The organism is Cupriavidus necator (assembly GCF_013141915.1).
Lineage (GTDB): Bacteria > Pseudomonadota > Gammaproteobacteria > Burkholderiales > Burkholderiaceae > Cupriavidus > Cupriavidus necator_B.
Genome location: NZ_SROX01000001.1, coordinates 322159 through 340990, shown reverse-complemented (window position 1 = coordinate 340990; position 18832 = coordinate 322159). Strand labels below are relative to the sequence as shown.

The 18832-nt window shown below is 68.7% G+C and carries 16 protein-coding genes; 11 read left to right on the top strand and 5 right to left on the bottom strand.

Going from position 1 to position 18832, the window contains the following annotated elements; translation table 11 throughout:
• Window positions 1-4: 4 nt before the first annotated feature.
• Entirely contained in the window at window positions 5-1102 is a 1098-nt protein-coding gene (gene ada / locus E5S69_RS01615) for a bifunctional DNA-binding transcriptional regulator/O6-methylguanine-DNA methyltransferase Ada (RefSeq protein WP_171513267.1), read from the top strand.
• Here ada and E5S69_RS01610 read toward each other — a convergent pair.
• On the bottom strand, window positions 1099-2835 hold the full coding sequence (locus E5S69_RS01610; protein ID WP_171513266.1) for an FAD-dependent oxidoreductase: 1737 nt from the start codon (window positions 2833-2835) through the stop codon (window positions 1099-1101). The two genes, ada and E5S69_RS01610, sit on opposite strands and share 4 nt — an antisense overlap.
• 208 nt (window positions 2836-3043) lie before the next feature.
• Between E5S69_RS01610 and E5S69_RS01605 the strand changes: the two genes are divergently transcribed.
• The 3 genes from E5S69_RS01605 (at window position 3044) to E5S69_RS01595 (ending at window position 5585) form a co-directional block, all read left to right on the top strand.
• On the top strand, window positions 3044-3775 hold the full coding sequence (locus tag E5S69_RS01605) for a YceH family protein (protein WP_171513265.1): 732 nt from the start codon (window positions 3044-3046) through the stop codon (window positions 3773-3775).
• A gap of 189 nt (window positions 3776-3964) precedes the next feature.
• Window positions 3965-4867 carry a patatin-like phospholipase family protein gene (locus tag E5S69_RS01600; protein ID WP_171513264.1) on the top strand — a complete coding sequence of 301 codons (903 nt, stop codon included), beginning with the start codon at window positions 3965-3967 and terminating at the stop codon, window positions 4865-4867.
• A 118-nt stretch (window positions 4868-4985) separates the two neighbouring features.
• A complete protein-coding gene (locus E5S69_RS01595; protein WP_171513263.1) occupies window positions 4986-5585 on the top strand; it encodes a TetR/AcrR family transcriptional regulator in 600 nt (199 codons plus the stop codon).
• Window positions 5586-5594: 9 nt separating this feature from the next.
• Here E5S69_RS01595 and E5S69_RS01590 read toward each other — a convergent pair whose 3' ends face one another.
• From E5S69_RS01590 to E5S69_RS01580, 3 genes are all read right to left on the bottom strand, one after another.
• Window positions 5595-6101 carry a hypothetical protein gene (locus E5S69_RS01590; protein WP_171513262.1) on the bottom strand — a complete coding sequence of 169 codons (507 nt, stop codon included), beginning with the start codon at window positions 6099-6101 and terminating at the stop codon, window positions 5595-5597.
• 209 nt (window positions 6102-6310) lie between these two features.
• Entirely contained in the window at window positions 6311-7021 is a 711-nt protein-coding gene (locus E5S69_RS01585) for an Hpt domain-containing protein (RefSeq protein ID WP_336510563.1), read from the bottom strand.
• A 1-nt stretch (window position 7022) separates the two neighbouring features.
• Window positions 7023-7646 (bottom strand): response regulator transcription factor, encoded by a 624-nt coding sequence (locus E5S69_RS01580; RefSeq protein WP_171513261.1) that lies wholly within the window; start codon window positions 7644-7646, stop codon window positions 7023-7025.
• Between the two features lie 465 nt (window positions 7647-8111).
• Between E5S69_RS01580 and E5S69_RS01575 the strand changes: the two genes are divergently transcribed.
• Complete coding sequence (locus E5S69_RS01575; RefSeq protein ID WP_336510562.1) at window positions 8112-10097, top strand: PAS domain-containing sensor histidine kinase; 1986 nt, start codon at window positions 8112-8114, stop codon at window positions 10095-10097.
• 9 nt (window positions 10098-10106) lie between these two features.
• Here the strand turns inward: E5S69_RS01575 and E5S69_RS01570 are convergent, their stop codons facing one another.
• Window positions 10107-10580: an Lrp/AsnC family transcriptional regulator gene (locus E5S69_RS01570; RefSeq protein ID WP_025581629.1), complete on the bottom strand. Its 474-nt coding sequence runs from the start codon at window positions 10578-10580 to the stop codon at window positions 10107-10109.
• 237 nt (window positions 10581-10817) lie between these two features.
• Between E5S69_RS01570 and hppD the strand changes: the two genes are divergently transcribed.
• The 6 genes from hppD to E5S69_RS01540 all read left to right on the top strand — a co-directional run bounded on the left by hppD (window position 10818) and on the right by E5S69_RS01540 (window position 18800).
• Entirely contained in the window at window positions 10818-11897 is a 1080-nt protein-coding gene (gene hppD, locus E5S69_RS01565) for a 4-hydroxyphenylpyruvate dioxygenase (protein ID WP_171513260.1), read from the top strand.
• Window positions 11898-12081: 184 nt separating this feature from the next.
• Window positions 12082-13476 (top strand): amino acid permease, encoded by a 1395-nt coding sequence (locus tag E5S69_RS01560; RefSeq protein WP_171513259.1) that lies wholly within the window; start codon window positions 12082-12084, stop codon window positions 13474-13476.
• A gap of 106 nt (window positions 13477-13582) precedes the next feature.
• Entirely contained in the window at window positions 13583-14779 is a 1197-nt protein-coding gene (locus E5S69_RS01555) for an amino acid aminotransferase (protein WP_171513258.1), read from the top strand.
• A 243-nt stretch (window positions 14780-15022) separates the two neighbouring features.
• Window positions 15023-15595, top strand: a complete 573-nt coding sequence (locus E5S69_RS01550; RefSeq protein ID WP_171513257.1) for a 2Fe-2S iron-sulfur cluster-binding protein — start codon at window positions 15023-15025, stop codon at window positions 15593-15595.
• Between the two features lie 8 nt (window positions 15596-15603).
• The gene (locus E5S69_RS01545; protein WP_171513256.1) at window positions 15604-16602 is read left to right on the top strand and encodes an FAD binding domain-containing protein; all 999 of its coding nucleotides are present in this window, start codon (window positions 15604-15606) and stop codon (window positions 16600-16602) included.
• Entirely contained in the window at window positions 16599-18800 is a 2202-nt protein-coding gene (locus E5S69_RS01540; protein WP_171513255.1) for a xanthine dehydrogenase family protein molybdopterin-binding subunit, read from the top strand. The genes E5S69_RS01545 and E5S69_RS01540 overlap by 4 nt, the downstream gene beginning before the upstream one ends.
• Window positions 18801-18832: the final 32 nt, after the last annotated feature.

Below are 18832 nucleotides of genomic sequence, written 5' to 3'. Positions count from 1 at the left end.
TGCCATGACCCGATCCATCCCCCGTCCCGCGCAGCTTGCCGAAGCCAGCCCCGTCGAACAGGACCCGCGCTGGGCGCGCGTGCTGGCGCGCGACCCGGGCGCCGACCGCGACTTCGTCTATGCGGTCAGGACTACCGGCGTGTATTGCCTGCCGAGCAGCCCGTCGCGCCTGCCGCATCCGGCCAATGTCGAGTTCTTCGACAACGCCGCCGCGGCCGAAGCCGCCGGCTACCGGCCCAGCCGCCGCGCGGCCACGCCCGCACTGGCGGCACGACACGCGGCCATCGTGGCCGAGGCCTGCCGCCGCATCGAGGCTGCCGACGCCGTGCCCACGCTGCCGGAACTGGCCAGCGCGGCGGGCCTCAGCCCGTATCACTTCCACCGCCTCTTCAAGGCGGCCACCGGACTGACGCCGCGCGCCTACGCCGCCGCGCATCGCGCCAGCAAGCTGCGCGAGCAACTCGGCACCAGCGACTCGGTGACCGAGGCGATCTACGACGCCGGCTTCGGCTCCAACAGCCGCTTCTATGAAACCGCGGACGCCGTGCTTGGCATGACCGCGTCGCGCTACCGCGCGGGTGGCGTCGACACCGATATCCGCTTTGCTCTCGGCCAGTGCTCGCTGGGCGCGATCCTGGTGGCGCAAAGCGAGCGCGGCGTCTGCGCGATCCTGCTGGGCGACGACCCGCAAGCGCTGCTGCAGGCGTTGCAGGACCAGTTCCCGCGCGCCAACCTGATCGGCGCCGATGCACAGTTCGAGCAGTTGGTGGCGCAGGTGGTGGGCTTTATCGAAGCGCCTTCGATCGGCCTGGCGCTGCCGCTGGACGTGCGTGGCACCGCGTTCCAGCAGCGCGTATGGCAAGCGCTGCAGCAGATCCCCGCCGGCAGCACCGCCAGCTACGCCGAAATTGCGGCCCGCATCGGCGCGCCGCGGGCGGTGCGCGCGGTGGCGCAGGCCTGCGCGGCCAACCACCTCGCCGTGGCGATTCCGTGCCATCGCGTGGTACGCAGCGACGGCGACTTGTCGGGCTACCGCTGGGGCGTGGCGCGCAAGCGCGAGCTGCTGGAGCGCGAGGCGCAGGGCTCGCCCGCGGCTGTTTAGCGGGAAGCAGCCGCCGGGATGCGTGCCAGATAATCATGGATTTGCGCGACCACCGCCGCGCCTTCGCCGACCGCGGCGGCGACGCGCTTGGTCGATCCCGCCCGCACGTCGCCGATGGCGAACACGCCCGGCACGCTGGTCTGCAGCGGATAGGGCACCGCCGACGCGCAGCCCAGCGCGCCGCCGCCGGTACGCACGAAGCCCTTGTCATCGGCCTCGACCCGGCAGCTGTGCAGCCACGCCGCATTGGGATCGGCGCCGATGAACAGGAACAGGTGCCGCACGGCCATCGTGACCGGCACCGGCCGTTCGGCGCGGCAATCGTAGTGGACCGCGCTGAGCCATCCGTCCCCCTCCAGTGCGCTGATCTGTACATGGGTATGCAGCGTGATATTCGGCAGCGCGGCAATGCGGTCGATCAGGTAGCGCGACATGGTGGCGGCCAGGCCCGGGCCGCGCACCAGCATATGCACGTGCGCCGCATGCGAAGCCAGGAAGACTGCCGCCTGCCCGGCCGAATTGCCGCCGCCCACCAGCATCGCCGGCTCGTTCTTGCACAGCTTGGCTTCCACCGGCGAGGCCCAGTAGTAAACGCCGCGGCCTTCGAAATGCTCGAGCGCATCTATGCGGGGGCGGCGGTACTGCGCGCCGGTTGCGATGACAACGGTGTGCGTCGGGACCATGCGGCCATCGGCCAGTTCCAGCCGGATCGGGTCGGCGCCGCAGTGCAGCGCCTTGACCTCCAGCGGGATGGCGATGTGCGCGCCGAACTTGAGCGCCTGCACGAACGCGCGCCCGGCCAGCGCCTGCCCCGAGATGCCGGTCGGAAAGCCCAGGTAGTTCTCGATCCGCGCGCTCGCGCCCGCCTGCCCGCCCGGCGAGCGGCAGTCGATCACCGCCACCGACAGGCCTTCGGAAGCGGCATACACCGCCGTGGCCAATCCCGCCGGCCCGGCGCCGACCACCACCACATCATAGACATGGTCCGGATCGAATTCCGGCAGCAGGCCAAGGCACGACGCCAGCTGCCCTTCGTCCGGGGCGCGCAGCACGCGGCCGTCGGCGCAGATCACCAGCGGAAAGTCGCTGGCGGGCGCGTTGGCGTAGTCGAGCAGCAAGGAGCAGTCGCGGTCCGCGTCGATATCGATGACGGTATGCGGATAGCCGTTGCGCCGCAGGAAGGCCTGCAGCGCCAGCAGTTGCGGCTCGGTGCCATGGCCCACCAGCACCGGGCCGCTGCCGAACTCGATCAGCCCGACGCGGCGCAGGATCAGCGCGCGCATGATGCGCTCGCCCAATTCGGCTTCGGCCACCAGCAGCGCGCGCAGCCGGTCCGGCACGATCACGTAGCCATGAGTCTCGGTGACGGCGACGCCGTCGACCAGCGCGGGCCGGCCTGCCAGGGTCCCGACCTCGGCCAGGAAGTGCCCTGGGCCCTGCTCGGTGATCTGGTGTTCGCGCCCGAGGCCGTCGCGCCGCATCACCCGCACGCGGCCGCTGGTGACCAGATACATGCCGCGCCCGGCCTCGCCGATGGCAAACAGCTTCTCGCCCGCGCGCCAGCTCTGCGGCGTGCCGAAGCGCCGCACGCGCGCCATGTCGTCGGCGTTCAGCTGCGGAAACATCTGGTGCCAGCGCGATTCCAGCGTGGAGTACGGTGCCTCCAGCCCGCCGCCGGCTTCCGGACCCGGCTCTACTTCGGCTGCCACGGCATCCGCCTGCAAGTTCGCCATGCTGCCTCCCCGATTGCATCAGTGAACGCCGGAGCGCTGCGATCCCGGCTGCCGCGGCGCGGCCTATCGATAGTAGACGGCGCAACGCGGAATGCGAGGCCGCCCGCGCCGACAGTTGCGCATTGCGCCCGCTTGGGATTGAATGGTCGCCTCGGCGGTCCGGCAAAGCGCTGTCACCGCCGCCACCCGTCAGAAGACCCAAGCCTTGATGCCATCTACCCCTGAATCCGATTCGACCCCGTCCGCCGACCGTCCCGCGCGCCCGCTGCAGCGCCCGCTCTCGCCAGTAGAAGGCCGCGTGCTTGGCGTGCTGGTTGAAAAGCAGCACACCGTACCCGATACCTATCCCCTGTCGCTGAACGCGTTGGCTTCCGGCTGCAACCAGAAGACCGCCCGCGCACCGGTGATGAACATCAGCGAGGCCGAGATCCTGGAGGCCATCGACGGCCTCAAGAGCCTGAGCCTGGTCTTTGAAGGCAGCAGCAGCCGCGTGCCGCGCTTCGAGCACAATATGCAGCGTGCGCTGGGTGTGCCCAGCCAGTCCGTCGCCCTGCTGGCGATGCTGCTGCTGCGCGGCCCGCAGACGGCGGCCGAACTGCGCCTGAATACCGCGCGCCTGCACAACTTTGCCGACATCTCATCGGTCGAGGCATTCCTGGACGAACTGGCCAGCCAGACGCCGCCTCGCGTGGTCAGGTTGCCACGGGCGCCCGGCGCGCGCGAAAACCGCTGGATGCATCTGCTGAGCGGCGAAGCCAGCGCCGCGGCGGCCGCCGAAGACAGCGGGCGCATTTCCGATGGCGATATCGCGGCGCCGGCAGAACTGGAACAGCTGCGTGCCGAACAGCAGGTCCTGGCCGAGAAGGTGGCACGGCTGCAAGGCCTGGTCGAACACATGGCCGCGCAGCTTGGCATCTCCGCGGACGAGTTTCTCGGCTAGACCCTGCAAGACCGCCTCCTGCCCCACCTTTGCTGGCTCAAGCCGAAAGATGGGGTGGATTTATGGCGGTTAATTGCGCAATTGATCGAAGCAGGCACCGCCGGCGGTGCCAGGCGGGCACTGCCGGATGGCGCGGGCGTCGCCTATGCTTTTGCTCAGGACAAGCAAGACCCGGAGACCGGCGCAGCCATGGACAAGACAGCCTTCGTATTTGCCGGCGGCGGCAGCCTGGGCGCGATCCAGGTCGGCATGCTGCGCGAGCTGGCGGCGTGGGGCGTGATGCCCGATATCGTGATCGGCGCCTCGGCCGGCGCCATCAACGGCGCCTACTTTGCCTGCAATCCGGGCGTGGCCGGCGCGCAGCGCCTCGACGCGCTGTGGCGCGGCATCCGGCGCACCGACATCATGCCGTGGGGCTGGCGCAGTGTCTGGAACATGTTCGGCGGCAGCCGCGGCCACCTGGTGGAAGCGACCGGATTGCGCAACCTGCTGGCGCGCCATTTTGGGCCGCGCCGCCTGGAGGCGGCGGAACTGCCACTGCACGTGGTGGCCACCGACATGCAGAGCGGCGACGAGGTGGTGTTGTCCAGCGGCAGCATCGTCGAGGCGGTGCTGGCCAGCGCCGCCATCCCCGGCGTGTTCCCGCCGGTGCAGGTCGCGGGCCGCACCCTGATCGACGGCGGCGTGGCCAACAACACGCCGGTGTCCACCGCGGTCGGCCTGGGCGCCACGCGCGTGGTCGTACTGCCGGCGGGCTTTACCTGCGCCGAGCGCCGCCCACCGCGCGGCGCGCTGGAGCACGCCTTCAACGCGCTCTCGCTACTGGTGGCGCGCCAGTTGGTGCATGACCTGCAGCACTTCGCCAACCAGGCTCAGATCAGCGTGGTGCCACCGCTATGCCCGCTCGATATCTCCCCCTACGACTACTCCCGCTGCGGCGAGCTGATGGACCGCGCCGCCGCCACCACGGCTGAGTGGCTGCGCGGCAAGGGCCTGGACAGCCCGCGCATACCCAGTGCCCTCACCCCGCATTCGCACGACGAAACGGCGCCGAACTGCAGTACCGACATGCCGGCGGCAGCGCCCCACTGACGCGGCTGGCTCACGGCCGCCAATCCACCACAGGGACACAGCCGTTGGCCCGGATCTAGGCGCCGCCGTCCCCCGGGACGGCGAGCCCGCCCCCCGCGCCATTGCTACAATCCGGCCCATGCCCAGCCAAGCCGAACGCAGCGCCAGTACCCGCCAGTCCCTGATCGACGCCGCCGCGACCCTGCTCATCGAGCAAGGCTACGCAGCCTTTTCCGAAGCGCGCGTGTGCGAGCTTGCGGGCACCAGCCGCGGCTCGCTGCGCCACCACTTTCCGGAAGGGCGCTACGACCTGCTGCCGGCGATGCTGCACTTCCTGCTGGAGCGCGAAGCGGCCCGCCTGGCCGCGCTCGGGCCGCTGAGCCCGTCACTGCGCCTGCACCTGATGCTGCATGTGCTGGCCAACCGGCCGCAGCGGCATGCCTCGCTTGCGATCCTGGAGGTGTGGATGGCAACACGCGGCGACATTCGCCTCGCCCGCGCCGTGCACGCGCCGCTGGCGGCGGTGCCACAGGCGCTGTTCGGGCAGCCGCCCGACGCGCCGCCCCAGCCGGAATGGCTGGCGCTGCGTTGCTTCCTGCATGGCGCCACCTTGCACAGCTTCGCGCCGGACTACGACGCGCAGCAGCTGTCCGAGGCCGTGCGCTGGCTGATCGCGCAACTGCCGCGGCCCGACGGCCTGGACGCAGTGCTGGCCCGCATGCAGGCCCAGCCGCGCTAGCCCACGCGCTCAAGGCAGGCGCGCCAGCAGCCGGTCATGCAGGCCAGGCGGCAACGCCAGCCGCCCCTTGCGCCCCGGCGCAGCCAAGTCGAACACCACGGCCTGCCCATCCCAGGTGAGCCGCACCGGCCCGGCACTGGTGAAGGTGCGATGGGCCAGCACCTGGTTGCGTTCCGCGCCGTAGATCCGCAGCAAGATGCGCTCGCCGCCCAGGTAGCAGTATTCGGCGGCATAACGGGCCGCGGCATCCACCGCGGGCAGCCGGCGGCAATTGTGCGCGCCGGCCCGCTCGCTGGCGCCGTGCCCGTAGACGATCGCGGTCCAGATGCCGCCCACCGCCAGCACCCGCCCGGTGCTGACCAGCATCATCTGCCGCGCACGCGCCTTGCGCCCGTGCGGCGACGCCACGACATAGGCCACCGCGCGGAACGCGGCCAGCCCCAGCAGCAACAGGGCCACCGCAGCCAGGTGGAAATAGAACGCCGATTCCGGCATCGATGCCATGACCTGGGCCATTACCGCCCTCCTTCCCCGGAAATCCGGCTGCCGCTGAAACCAGGCAGCCGCCCGCATGCGCCATTCAATCAGTCCCGAATAAAATCAATCGGCACGATTTATTCTCGGCAAATATAATGCCCGCCTTATTTACACAGGATAATCAAGCGCCGCGCTGGCGCCAATTCGGTATATTCCCGCTCCGCTATTTTGTTGGGGGTTTGGCCGCGCTATTCTGCCGCAGCCAGGCGGGTCAGCAGGCTGAGCAGCCGTGCCACCGTCGACGCCACGATCGTCGCCAGCGCAGCGGCCATGGCCGCATCGCCATCGCGGGCGGCATGCTCCAGCCGTTGCGCCATCATCCGCAGCCCATGGCAAGCGACATAGTGCGCGGAAGCCTTGAGCCGGTGGGCGACACCCCGCACCGTATCCAGGTCGGCCCCCGCCGCGCGCAGTTGCGCGAGGTCGTCCCGGGTCGAGGTCACCAGGGCCTGCAATAGTTCGTCGGCAAACACCGGATTGCCAAAGGTCTGCCTGGCAATGGCCGGGGCAATGCCCGCGGCCTCGCGCGCGGACAGCGCCACGTAGTGCTGGCTGGCCAGCATGGCCAGCAGCGCCGCTTCGGTCAACGGCGGGCGCAGCCTGGCCACCGCGGCGCTTGCGCCGGTCACCGTCGGCGCTGCGCCGGCCGGCAGCACCACGGCGCAGACCGCGCCGCGGGCGCACCATGCCTGCCTCGTGGAGAAAGGCATCGCGGCAGCAGCATCCGCAATGAGCAGGTCGCAATCGGCGTCGATGCCGGCCACGGGCGCCTGCAAGCCTGTCTGTACCGCAAAGCCGAGACCGCGCAGGATCCGGCCCGCATCCGCGACCCAGTCCGACTTGCCGGGGGGCGCCAGCAACAGCGCGCGGGGGCGGGACTGCGCTTGGGCGGCGTCCACGCTATCCCACCGCAATATGGTGGCGTCGCGCAAAATCAATGAGATCGACGATCGACCTTGCGCCCAGCTTTTCCATGACCCGGGTCTTGTGTGTGCTTACCGTCTTGTTGGAAATAAACAGGACCTCACCGATTTCCTTGTTCGACATGCCCTTGGCAAGCATCTGCATGACCACCAGTTCCTTGTCCGACAGCGTGGCGAGGCGCTCGGCTTCGTCAGCCAGCCCGGACTTGCCGTGGTCGATCTCGGGCATGACCGTATAGCCCGCCAGGACGGACTCGGTGCAACGCACGATTTCGGCCAGTTCCTGCGTCTTGCTGACAAAGCCATGCGCACCGGCCTGGCGCGCACGAGGCGCAAACGCGTTCTGGTCCTGGCCCGAGATGACCAGGATGCGCACCGCGGGATGACTGGCCTTGAGGCGCGGAATCACGTCCAGCCCGTTGATCTTCGGGATGTCGAGATCCAGGATAACCACGTCGGGCAGGTATTGCCGCACGATCTCGATGGCTGCCTGGCCGTTGTCGGCCTCGAGCACGTGGGTCACGCCCAGCACCTGGGAAAAATGCGTCTTCAGTACGGCGCGCACGGGCGGGTGGTCATCGACGATCAGGATGGTGGTCAAGCTTGTACTCCATTGCAAACATCGCGTTTTCGGCGCGACCAGGCACATCATTGTGCTCAGCATTTGCGCCATTCGAAACCCGAAATTTCCGAGGCCCCGGTGGTTTCTTCCGAAACGTCGGGCGTTTCGCTGCGCTGCCTCCGTCCATGTGATGCCCGGCCGGCGTGCCGGAAAATGGGCGCTGCGGTCATGCTTGCGGAGCCCGGCAAAGCGCGGCCCAGATTGTGTTCGATATGGGACGCCACGGGCGGCGCGGCGCCTGTGATTTCGAAATTTCCCTATCAATTTCAGATTCGTCCTAATGAGAAGGCCGGCCCGCCCTCCTAGAGTGAAGGCACATCACTGACCTTGCCCACCCGCTTGCCGTTCCGCCCGCCTTCCTTCGCCGCCTCACCCCGCACTGCCACGCGCCTGCTACGTGCCGTTGGCGTTCTCCTGCCACCCGCCGCGCGCGCGCGCCGTTGGGTGACACGGGGGCGCCGCCTCGCCTGTGCCGCGGCGTTGTTTGCCGGCCTGTCGCTGTGCGGCGCCGCCGAGCTGCCGGCGGCCGCCGTGCCAGCCTCCGACACCACCGGAGCCATCTCCGCGCCGTCGATGGCGCCGCCGCGCCAGTGGCTGCCGGACTGGTCCACTGCGCTGTTGTGCGTGGTCACGCCGTGCCTGCTGCTCTGGATCGCGGCGCTGTACCGCGAGGTGCGCCGGCGCCGGGCCGCCGAGCTTGCGCTGCAAGACAACGTCGCCATCCAGTCGGCGCTGCTCGACGGCATTCCCCAGCCGGTCTACTTGCGCGACGCCGCGCTGCGGCTCATCGCCTGCAACCGCAGTTATGAAGAACTGTTGGGCGCCTCGCGCGACACGCTGCGCGGGCAACCGCTGGAAGCCGCCTTGCTGGCGCATCCGCTTGCGGTCGACATGGCGGAACTCGCGCGCGACTACCTCACCGTCCTCGAATCCGGCCAACCCCTGCTCAAGGACCGGTGCCTGCGCCTGGGCGATGGCACCCGTCATGTGCTGAACTGGCTTACGCCACTGCGTGGCGCCGACGGCACCATCAAGGGCCTGGCCGGCGGCTGCGTGGACTTGACCGAGCGCCACGAGATGCTGGCCGAACTGGCCCAGGCCAAGACCGCGGCCGAGGCTGCCAACCACGCCAAGTCCACGTTTCTCGCCTCGGTGAGCCACGAGATCCGCACGCCGATGAACGCCATCACCGGCATGCTCGAGTTGACCCTGGCAAGCGGCCAGCTGCCTGACGACCAGCGGCTGCAACTGGTTACCGCGCACAAGTCGGCGCTGGGCTTGCTGGCACTGATTGACGACATCCTGGACCTGTCCAAGCTCGAGGCGGGCAAGTTCAGCATCCACCAGGCACCGGCGTCGCTTCCCGGGCTGGTCGAGGACACCTTGCTGATTTTCCGAGCGGTGGCCGCGCAAAAAGCCTTGCCCTTGACCAGCGGGACCGGTGCGGCACTGGCGCCGATGCACCAGGTCGATCCGCTGCGGTTCCGGCAAATCCTGGCCAACCTGGTGTCAAATGCGGTGCGCTTTACCGACCGCGGCACGGTGCATGTGCGGCTGGATGCGCAGCCGCCCTGCGACGGCGTACAACAGGTCATGCTGAGCGTCACCGACACCGGCGTCGGCATTCCCGCCGAGTCCCAGGCCCGCTTGTTCGAGCCGTTCGAGCAAGTCCATGACCGCCATCGCGTCCACGTGGGCGGCACCGGGCTGGGCCTCGCCATCTGCCGGCGCCTGGCCGGCGCCATGGGTGGGCGCATCACGCTGACCAGCCAGCCGGGCCGGGGCACGCGCGTGGTGGTATCGCTGCCGCTGGCCGTCGCCAACGCGGCGGCGCCGGCCGATCCGGTGCCACCGTTGCCGATGACAGGTTGCGCACGGCGCGAGGCCAGCATCCTGGTAATCGATGACCACGCGCCCAACCGCCTGCTGCTGCAGCGCCAGCTTGAACACCTGGGCCACCGCGTGAGCACGGCATGCGACGGCCGCGAAGCACTGGCCACGCTGGACCGTGCCAGCTTCGACCTGATCGTCTGCGACTGCGCCATGCCGGTCCTGGACGGCCTCGCCTTCACGCGCGCGGTGCGGGCCCGCGATGATGCCCACCGCAGCGTGCCTATTGTCGGCTGCACCGCCAGTGCCGTTGCCAGCGACCACGCCGTGGCCCTGGCGGCGGGCATGAACGCCGTGGTGGTTAAGCCGGTGGGCCTGCAGGCACTGGATGCCGCTGTGTCGCAGGCCTGCAGCGGCAGGCCCGCCACGGCATCGACTCCGGAACCCGAGGCGCGCCGTCAGGACATCGCCGCGTCGACCGGCAAAGTCAGGGGGGACACTTCCCGGTGCCAGGCCGGCCCCGGCGCGCGGGCCTCGTGGTGCGCGGTCTGCCGCGCGATGAACGTGCAGTGCGACCGCATTGACCTGCCCGAGGACTGACCGGCCGCTTCAGGGCTCCATCGGCACCGCGCTGGTGCACTTGATCTCGTCGAGGCACACACTGGACTTCACGCCGCTGACACCGGGGATGCGCATCAGCGTATCCAGCAGGAAGTCGGACAGCGATTTCAGGTCCCGGGCAACCACCTTCAGCACGTAATCGATATCGCCGGTCACCGAGAAGCACTCCTGGATCTGCGCAAGTTCCGCCACCAGGCGCTTGAAGTTGGACAGGTCGCGGATATGCCCGCGCTCCATCGTCACATGGATAAAGGCGACCACGCCGAAGCCCAGCGCCGCGGCGTCCAGGCGCGCCTCATAGCGCTTGACCAGCCCGGCTTCCTCCAGCCGGCGGTGGCGCCGCAAGGTCTGCGCCGGCGACAGGGCGATGGCCTCGGCCAGTTCCAGGTTGGATGCCCGCCCGTTTTCCTGCAGCACCCCGAGCAAGCGGCGATCGGTGCGGTCCAGCTCGATTGATTGCACTTCGGTTTCCTTATTTTGGCGTTTCAAGAAATCAGATTTCATAATCTAGGGTTTCCCTGCCTGTTTTACGAAATCCAATTTTGCCGTGCCGAATATACACTGCATCCCAAGCCAGCGCACCGAAAGCCCATGCTGTCATGGTTCTGGTGCCGAGCCGGCTGGCCCCGGCGCGACTGCGCAAGCAAGTGCTGAAGCCACAATATTATTTCCCGCCCCTACGTTCTTACCGAGAAAGCCATGGCCGACCTGTTTGACAATCCGATGCAGCTGATGGGCTTCGAATTCGTGGAATTCGCCTCGCCCACCCCCAATGTGCTCGAGCCGCTGTTCGAGCAGATGGGCTTCACGCTGGTGGCAAAGCACCGTTCCAAGGACGTGGTGCTGTACCGCCAGGGCGAAGTGAACTTCATCGTCAACCGCGAGCCGCACAGCCACGCCGCCTACTTTGCCGCCGAGCACGGCCCCAGCGCCTGCGGCATGGCTTTCCGCGTCAAGGACTCGCATAAGGCCTATGCCCGCGCGCTGGCGCTGGGCGCGCAGCCGGTCGAGATCCCGACCGGCCCGATGGAACTGCGCCTGCCCGCGATCAAGGGCATCGGCGGCGCGCCGCTGTACCTGATCGACCGCTTCGAGGAAGGCAAGTCGATCTATGACATCGACTTCGAGTTCATCGAGGGCGTCGACCGCCATCCGGTCGGCCACGGCCTCAAGCTGATCGACCACCTGACCCACAACGTCTATCGTGGCCGCATGGCGTATTGGGCCAATTTCTACGAAAAGCTGTTCAATTTCCGCGAAATCCGCTACTTCGACATCCAGGGCGAGTACACCGGCCTGGCCTCCAAGGCCATGACCGCGCCGGATGGTAAAATCCGCATTCCGCTGAACGAGGAATCGTCCAAGGGCGCCGGCCAGATCGAAGAGTTCCTGATGGCCTTCAACGGCGAGGGCATCCAGCACATCGCCTTCCTGACCGACAACCTGATCGAAGTCATCGACCGCCTGCAGCTGGCCGGTGTGCCGCTGATGACCGCGCCGAACGACTACTACTACGAGGCGCTCGACACCCGCCTCCCCGGCCACGGCCAGCCGGTCGAGCAACTGAAGTCGCGCGGCATCCTGCTGGACGGCACCACCGAAGGCGGCAAGCCCCGCCTGCTGCTGCAAATCTTCTCCAAGACCGCGCTCGGCCCGGTGTTCTTCGAGTTTATCCAGCGCCAGGGCGACGAAGGCTTCGGCGAAGGCAACTTCAAGGCACTGTTCGAGTCGCTGGAACGCGACCAGATCGAACGCGGCACGCTCAAGGTCGAGGCCTGACCGGCATCGGCCTTTCCTGACCGGCCGCCCTTGACGGCGCGCCGGCCCCGGAAACGCGCACACCCCGGCGCGGCAGTGACCCTGCCGCGCGGGCGGTGACGACCCCCAGGCCCAAGCGTCCGACTCAGACCACAGCCAGAGACGCGGGCCCGCATTCCATGAGAATGGGTAGAGGAAACACTGCATGCATTCCAGCAACAATGACGGCACGCTCAAGCGTGGCCTGAAGAACCGGCACATCCAGCTGATTGCCCTCGGCGGCGCCATCGGCACCGGACTTTTCCTGGGCATCGCCCAGACCATCAAGATGGCGGGCCCTTCGGTCCTGCTGGGTTACGCGATCGCCGGCATCGTGGCGTTCTTCATCATGCGCCAGTTGGGCGAGATGGTGGTGGACGAGCCCGTCGCCGGCTCGTTCAGCTACTTTGCCGACAAATACTGCGGCCACTTCGCCGGCTTCCTGTCGGGGTGGAACTACTGGGTGCTGTACATCCTGGTGAGCATGGCCGAGCTCTCGGCGGTCGGCATCTACGTGCAGTACTGGTGGCCGGAAATCCCCACCTGGGTTTCCGCGCTGGCGTTCTTCGTCATCATCAATGCGATCAACCTGGCGAGCGTAAAGTCCTTCGGCGAGATGGAATTCTGGTTCTCCATCATCAAGGTCGCGGCGATCGTCGGCATGATCGGTTTCGGCGGCTACCTGCTGGTCTCCGGCAACGCCGGACCACAGGCCAGCGTGACCAACCTGTGGCAGCACGGCGGCTTCTTCCCCAACGGCATGGGCGGCCTGGTGATGGCCATGGCGGTGATCATGTTCTCGTTCGGCGGCCTGGAGCTGGTGGGCATTACCGCCGCGGAAGCGGACGCGCCCGGGAAGACCATCCCCAAGGCCACCAACCAGGTGATCTACCGCATCCTGATCTTCTACGTGGGCGCGCTGGCGGTGCTGCTGTCGCTGTACCCGTGGGAGAACGTCGTCACCGGCGGCAGCCCGTTCGTGCTGATCTTCCATGCGCTGAACAGCAACTGGGTCGCCAACGTGCTGAACGTGGTGGTGCTGACCGCGGCGCTGTCGGTCTACAACAGCGGCGTGTACTGCAACAGCCGCATGCTGTACGGCCTGGCCAAGCAGGGCAACGCGCCCAAGGCGCTGCTCAAGGTCAACCAGCGTGGCATCCCGCTGACGGCGCTGGCGTTCTCGGCCGTGGCCACCGCGGCCTGCGTGGTGATCAACTACTTCATGCCGGGCAAGGCCTTCGAGCTGCTGATGGGGCTGGTGGTGTCGGCGCTGATCATCAACTGGGCCATGATCAGCCTGATCCACCTGAAGTTCCGCGCCGACAAGCGCAAGGCCGGCGAGGCCACGGCGTTCCAGAGCTGGGGCTATCCGCTCACCAACTACCTGTGCCTGGTGTTCCTGGCCGGCATCCTGGTGGTGATGTACCTGACCGAAGGGCTGCGCATCTCGGTGTACCTGATCCCGGTGTGGCTGCTGGTGCTCGGCGTAAGCTACCTGGTGCGCCAGAAGAAGGCCGGCGCCGCGCTGCAAGCCGGCGCGGCCGCGCAGCCGCTGCGCTGACCCGGCCCGGCGGCGCCTGCAGGCTGCGGGCGCCGCCGGTTAGAATCGAGGCTGCGCGGCGCCCTGCGCCGCGGCAGCTGCCCCCGACCCCACTCCATCGCATCCCATGTTTGCACACATCGAGGCCTTTCCCGGCGATCCGATCCTCTCGCTCAACGAGGACTTCCAGCGCGACCCGCGTACCGACAAGGTCAACCTGAGCATCGGCATCTACTTTGATGACGATGGCCGCCTGCCGGTGATGCAGGCCGTGGCGCAGGCCGAGGCCGCGCTGCTGGCCGACATGGGCCCGCGCCCTTACCTGCCGATGTCGGGCCTGGCGGCCTACCGCAACGCGGTGCAGGCGCTGGTGTTCGGCGAAGATTCACCGGCGCGCGCCGCCGGTCGCATCGCCACGCTGCAGACGCTGGGCGGCTCGGGCGCGCTGCGCGTGGGCGCCGATTTCCTCAAGCGCTACTACCCGCAGGCGCAGGTCTGGATCAGCGACCCCAGCTGGGAAAACCACCGCGTGGTGTTCGAGCGCGCCGGCTTCACCGTCAATACCTACCCGTACTATGACGAGGCCACCGGCGGCCTGAAGTTCGACGCCATGCTGGACGCGCTGCGCGCCATCCCGGCCGGCAGCATCGTGCTGCTGCACGCCTGCTGCCATAACCCGACCGGCGTGGACCTGAACCAGGACCAGTGGCGCCAGCTGATCGCGCTGCTCAAGGCCAACCAGCTGCTGCCGTTCGTCGACATGGCCTACCAGGGCTTCGGCGCCGGCCTGGAAGACGATGCCTTCGCCATCCGCGAACTGGTGGCGCAAGACGTGCCCTGCCTGGTGGCCAACTCGTTCTCGAAGAACTTCTCGCTCTATGGTGAGCGCTGCGGCGGCCTGAGCGTGTTCTGCAACACCGCGGCCGAAGCGTCGAACGTGCTGGGCCAGCTGACCGGCGCGGTACGCGCCAACTACAGCAACCCGCCCACGCACGGCGCGCGCGTGGTGGCCAAGGTGCTGACCACGCCCGAGCTGCGCCAGCTGTGGGAACAGGAACTGGCCCAGATGTGCGGCCGCATCGCGCGCATGCGCGAGGCCATCCACCACAACTTGCGCGACCATGTCAGTGGCGAGGCGCTGTCGCGCTACCTGACCCAGCGCGGCATGTTCACCTACACCGGCCTCACCGCCGACCAGGCCGAGCGCCTGCGCGAGCAGCATGGCGTGTACCTGCTGCGCTCGGGCCGCATGTGCGTGGCGGGGCTGAACGAGCGCAATGTCGGCATCGTAGCCACGGCCATCGGCAGCGTGCTGAAGGGCTGACGGCCCCGCACCAGCGGGCCGGAGTTTCAATCAATCTGACGGCGCCTTCGGGCGCCGTTCTTGTTTTTGCGCCAGCGTAATTTCTACAAGCACCGCGTGGCGTTTTTGGCGCTTGCCACACCGCCAGCTCGTGCCGGGCGCGGGGGGAGGGCCCATGCGAGGCCCCGGCACTGAACTTGCAGCCTTTCGGTATTCCAGGCACCACCTGAAGATGTGCCGGTACTCCCACAGGAAGGCTCGCCCATGTCCGAAGACAACGTTCCGGCCCATTGCAGCGCCACTGCGCCGCCGGGTGCAGCGGCCCGCGCGGTGACGCTCCACGTCAACGGCGAGCCGTGCACGCTGCAATTGGAAGCGCGCTGCACGCTGCTTGACGCGCTGCGCGAAATCCTGCAGCTGACCGGCGCCAAGAAAGGCTGCGACCGCGGCCAGTGCGGCGCGTGCACGGTGCTGGTCGACGGGCGCCGCATCAACGCCTGCCTGACGCTTGCGGTGATGCAGGAAGGTCGCCAGATCACCACCATCGAAGGCCTGGCCAGCGGCGACACGCTGCACCCGATGCAGCAGGCCTTCGTCGCGCACGACGCGCTGCAGTGCGGCTTCTGCACCCCGGGCCAGATCTGCTCAGCGGTGGCCATGCTGGCCGAGGCCCGGGCCGGCCATGCCAGCGCGGTGCGGCCGCTGAACCCGGCGCCACTGCCCCTCGGCAACGACGAGATCCGCGAGCGCATGAGCGGCAATCTGTGTCGCTGCGGCGCGTACCCCAATATCGTCGCCGCGATCCGCGCAGCCTGCGGCAAGGGCGACGGCAGCTAAGGCGGGCCATGAATCCTTTCGCTTATGAACGGCCCGGCTCGGTTGACGAGGCCTTGCGCCTGGGGAGCCAGCCGGGCGCGCACTATGTTGCTGGCGGCACCAACCTGCTGGACCTGGTCAAGGCCGGCGTGGAAGCGCCACGGCTGCTGGTCGATGTCAGCCGGCTGCCCCTGGCCCAGGTCACGGCGCTGCCCGATGGCGGCCTGCGCCTGGGCGCGATGGTCAGCAACACCGATGCGGCCAACCATGCGCTGGTGCGCCAACGCTACCCGCTGCTGGCGCAGGCGCTGCTGTCCGGCGCCTCCGGGCAACTGCGCAATATGGCCACGGTGGGCGGCAACCTGCTGCAGCGCACCCGCTGCCATTACTTCTACGACCTGGGCTTCCCGGCCTGCAACAAGCGCAAGCCCGGCTCGGGCTGCGGCGCGCGCGACGGGATCAACCGTATCCACGCCATCCTGGGGGCGAGCGAACACTGCATTGCCGTGCATCCGTCCGACATGTGCGTGGCACTGGCCGCGCTCGAGGCCGTGATCGTGGTGCGCGCCACCACCGGCGAGCGCCACATCCCGATCGGCGACTTCCACCGTCTGCCCGGCGAGACCCCGCAATGCGACACCATGCTGGCGCCCGGCGAGCTGATCGTCGCCGTCGACCTGCCGCCCTCGCCTTACGCCGCCCACGCGCACTACCTGAAGGTGCGCGACCGCTCCAGCTTTGCCTTTGCTCTGGTCTCGGTCGCCGCGGCACTCGACCTCGATGGCAACCTGGTGCGCAGCGCCCGGCTGGCGCTGGGCGGCGTGGCGCACAAGCCGTGGCGCGTGCCGGCGGCAGAACGGGCCCTGGCGGGCCGCCCGCTGAGCGCGCACAGCACCGCCGAGGCAGCGCGGCTGCTGCTCGACGGCGCGCACCCGTACGCGCACAACGCGTTCAAGATCGGCCTGGCGCAGCGTGCCGTCGCCCTTGCGCTGCAAGGGGCCAGCCGCCCGCAAGGAGCCCAGCCATGAGCGTAACCGGCAGCCCGCTCGACCGCGTCGACGGCATTCCGAAGGTCACCGGCCGCGCCCGCTACACCGCCGACCACACGCTGGCGGGGCTGGTCCATGCGGTGATGGTGACCAGCACCATTGCGCGCGGCGAGATCGTCGCCATCGACGCTGCCGCGTGCGAACGCATGCCCGGCGTGCGGCTGGTGCTGACGCCGTTCAACGCCCCGCACCTGCCCAAGGGCGGCAAGGCCGCCGCGGACGTCCCCACGGCAGGCCACATCATGAGCCTGCTGCAGGACACCACGGTCCACTACAACAACCAGCCCATCGCCGTGGTAGTGGCCGATACGCTCGAGCAGGCCCGCGACGCCGCCCGCTGCCTGCCCGTGCAATACCGGCCGGCCGATGCCGTGCTGGATTTTGCGCAGGGTCGGGCACGGGCCCGCAAGCCTGACGACGCTGGCGACAGCCACCGCGGCGATGCCGACGGCGGCCTGCGCGGCGCCGCAGCCGTTATCGACGCGGTGTACACCACACCGATGGAGAACCACAACCCGATGGAGCCGCACGCCACGCTCGCCGCCTGGGACGGCGACCAGCTCACCCTGTACGACGCGACGCAATACGTCACCGGCGTGCGCAAAGCCGTCGCGGCCGCGTTCGGCATGGCCCCCGACAAGGTGCGCGTGATCTGCCCGTACGTGGGCGGCGGCTTTGGCTGCAAGGGCTCGGTGTGGTCGCACGTGGTCCTGGCCGCGATGGCGGCGCGGCAGGCCGGCCGGCCGGTCAGGCTGGTGGTGGAACGGACCCAGATGTTTGGCCCGGTCGGCGCACGGCCACTGACCGAGCAGCACTTGGTGGCTGCCGCGGCGCAGGATGGCACGCTGCGCGCCCTCCGCCATGACGTGATCACGTGCACTTCCACGGTTGAAGAATGGCTGGAATCCGCCGCGCTGATCACGCGCCGGCTCTACGCCTGCCCCAACGTGCAGACCCGCCACCGGCTGGTCGAACTGAACATCGGCACGCCCACCTTCATGCGCGCGCCGGGCGAAGCCACCGGCAGCTTTGCGCTGGAATGCGCGCTCGACGAACTGGCCGAGCGGCTGGGTCTCGATCCGCTCGCCCTGCGCCTGCGCAACCACGCCGATACGGATCCGGAGAAGCAGCTGCCCTTCTCGAGCAAATCGCTGCGCGAATGCTATCGCGACGCCGCCGAGCGCTTCGGCTGGGCACAGCGTGATCCCGCCCCACGCTCGATGCGCGCCGACGGCAAACTGGTGGGCCTGGGCATGTCCACCGCCACCTACCCGACCTACCGCTCCGCGGCCAGCGCGATGGTGCGGCTGCTGGCCGACGGCACGGCCCTGGTGCGCTCAGGCTCGCAGGACCTGGGCACGGGCACGTATACGGTCATGACCCAGGTCGCCGCCGATGCGCTGGGCCTGCCGCCGGCGCGCGTGCGCTTCGAACTGGGCGACACGGCCTTCCCCGGGGCACCGGTTTCGGGCGGCTCGCAGTCGGTGGCCAGCGTCGCGCCCGCCGTGCAGCAGGCCGCCGCAGCGGCACGGCTGCGCCTGATCCGCCTGGCCGTGGCCGATACCGCCTCGCCGCTGTCCGGCGCGCCGCTGGAAGATGTGGAAATCGTCGATGGCTGGCTGCAACGCCGTTCGGATCCGGCGCAGCGCGAACCCATGTCCGCGCCGATCCACCGCGCCGGCGGCCGTGCCGTCGAAGCCCGTGCCAGCACCAAGCCGGGCAAGGAACGCCAGACTTATTCCATGCACGCCTTCGGCGCCGTCTTTGCTGAAGTCCGGGTCGACCCGGAGCTGGGCGAGATCCGCGTCCACCGCGTCGTTGCCAGCTACGGCGCCGGCCGGCTGCTGAACCGCAAGACCGCGCACAGCCAGCTGATGGGCGGCATTGTCTGGGGCATCGGCATGGCGCTGCACGAGAAAACCGAACTGGACCTGGCCACCGGGCGCGTCGCCAACGCCAACCTGGCCGAGTACCACATCCCTGTCAATGCCGACGTCGGCGCGATCGAGGTCACGGTGGTGGACGAGGACGATCCGCATATCAACGCGCTGGGCACCAAGGGCATCGGCGAAATCGGCATCGTGGGCGTGGCCGCGGCGATTGCCAATGCCGTGTACCACGCCACCGGCCGGCGCGTGCGGGACTTGCCGATCACGCTGGACAAGCTACTGGACTGAGGCCTTGCGCCCGCGCGCGGCCCGTCGGGTGG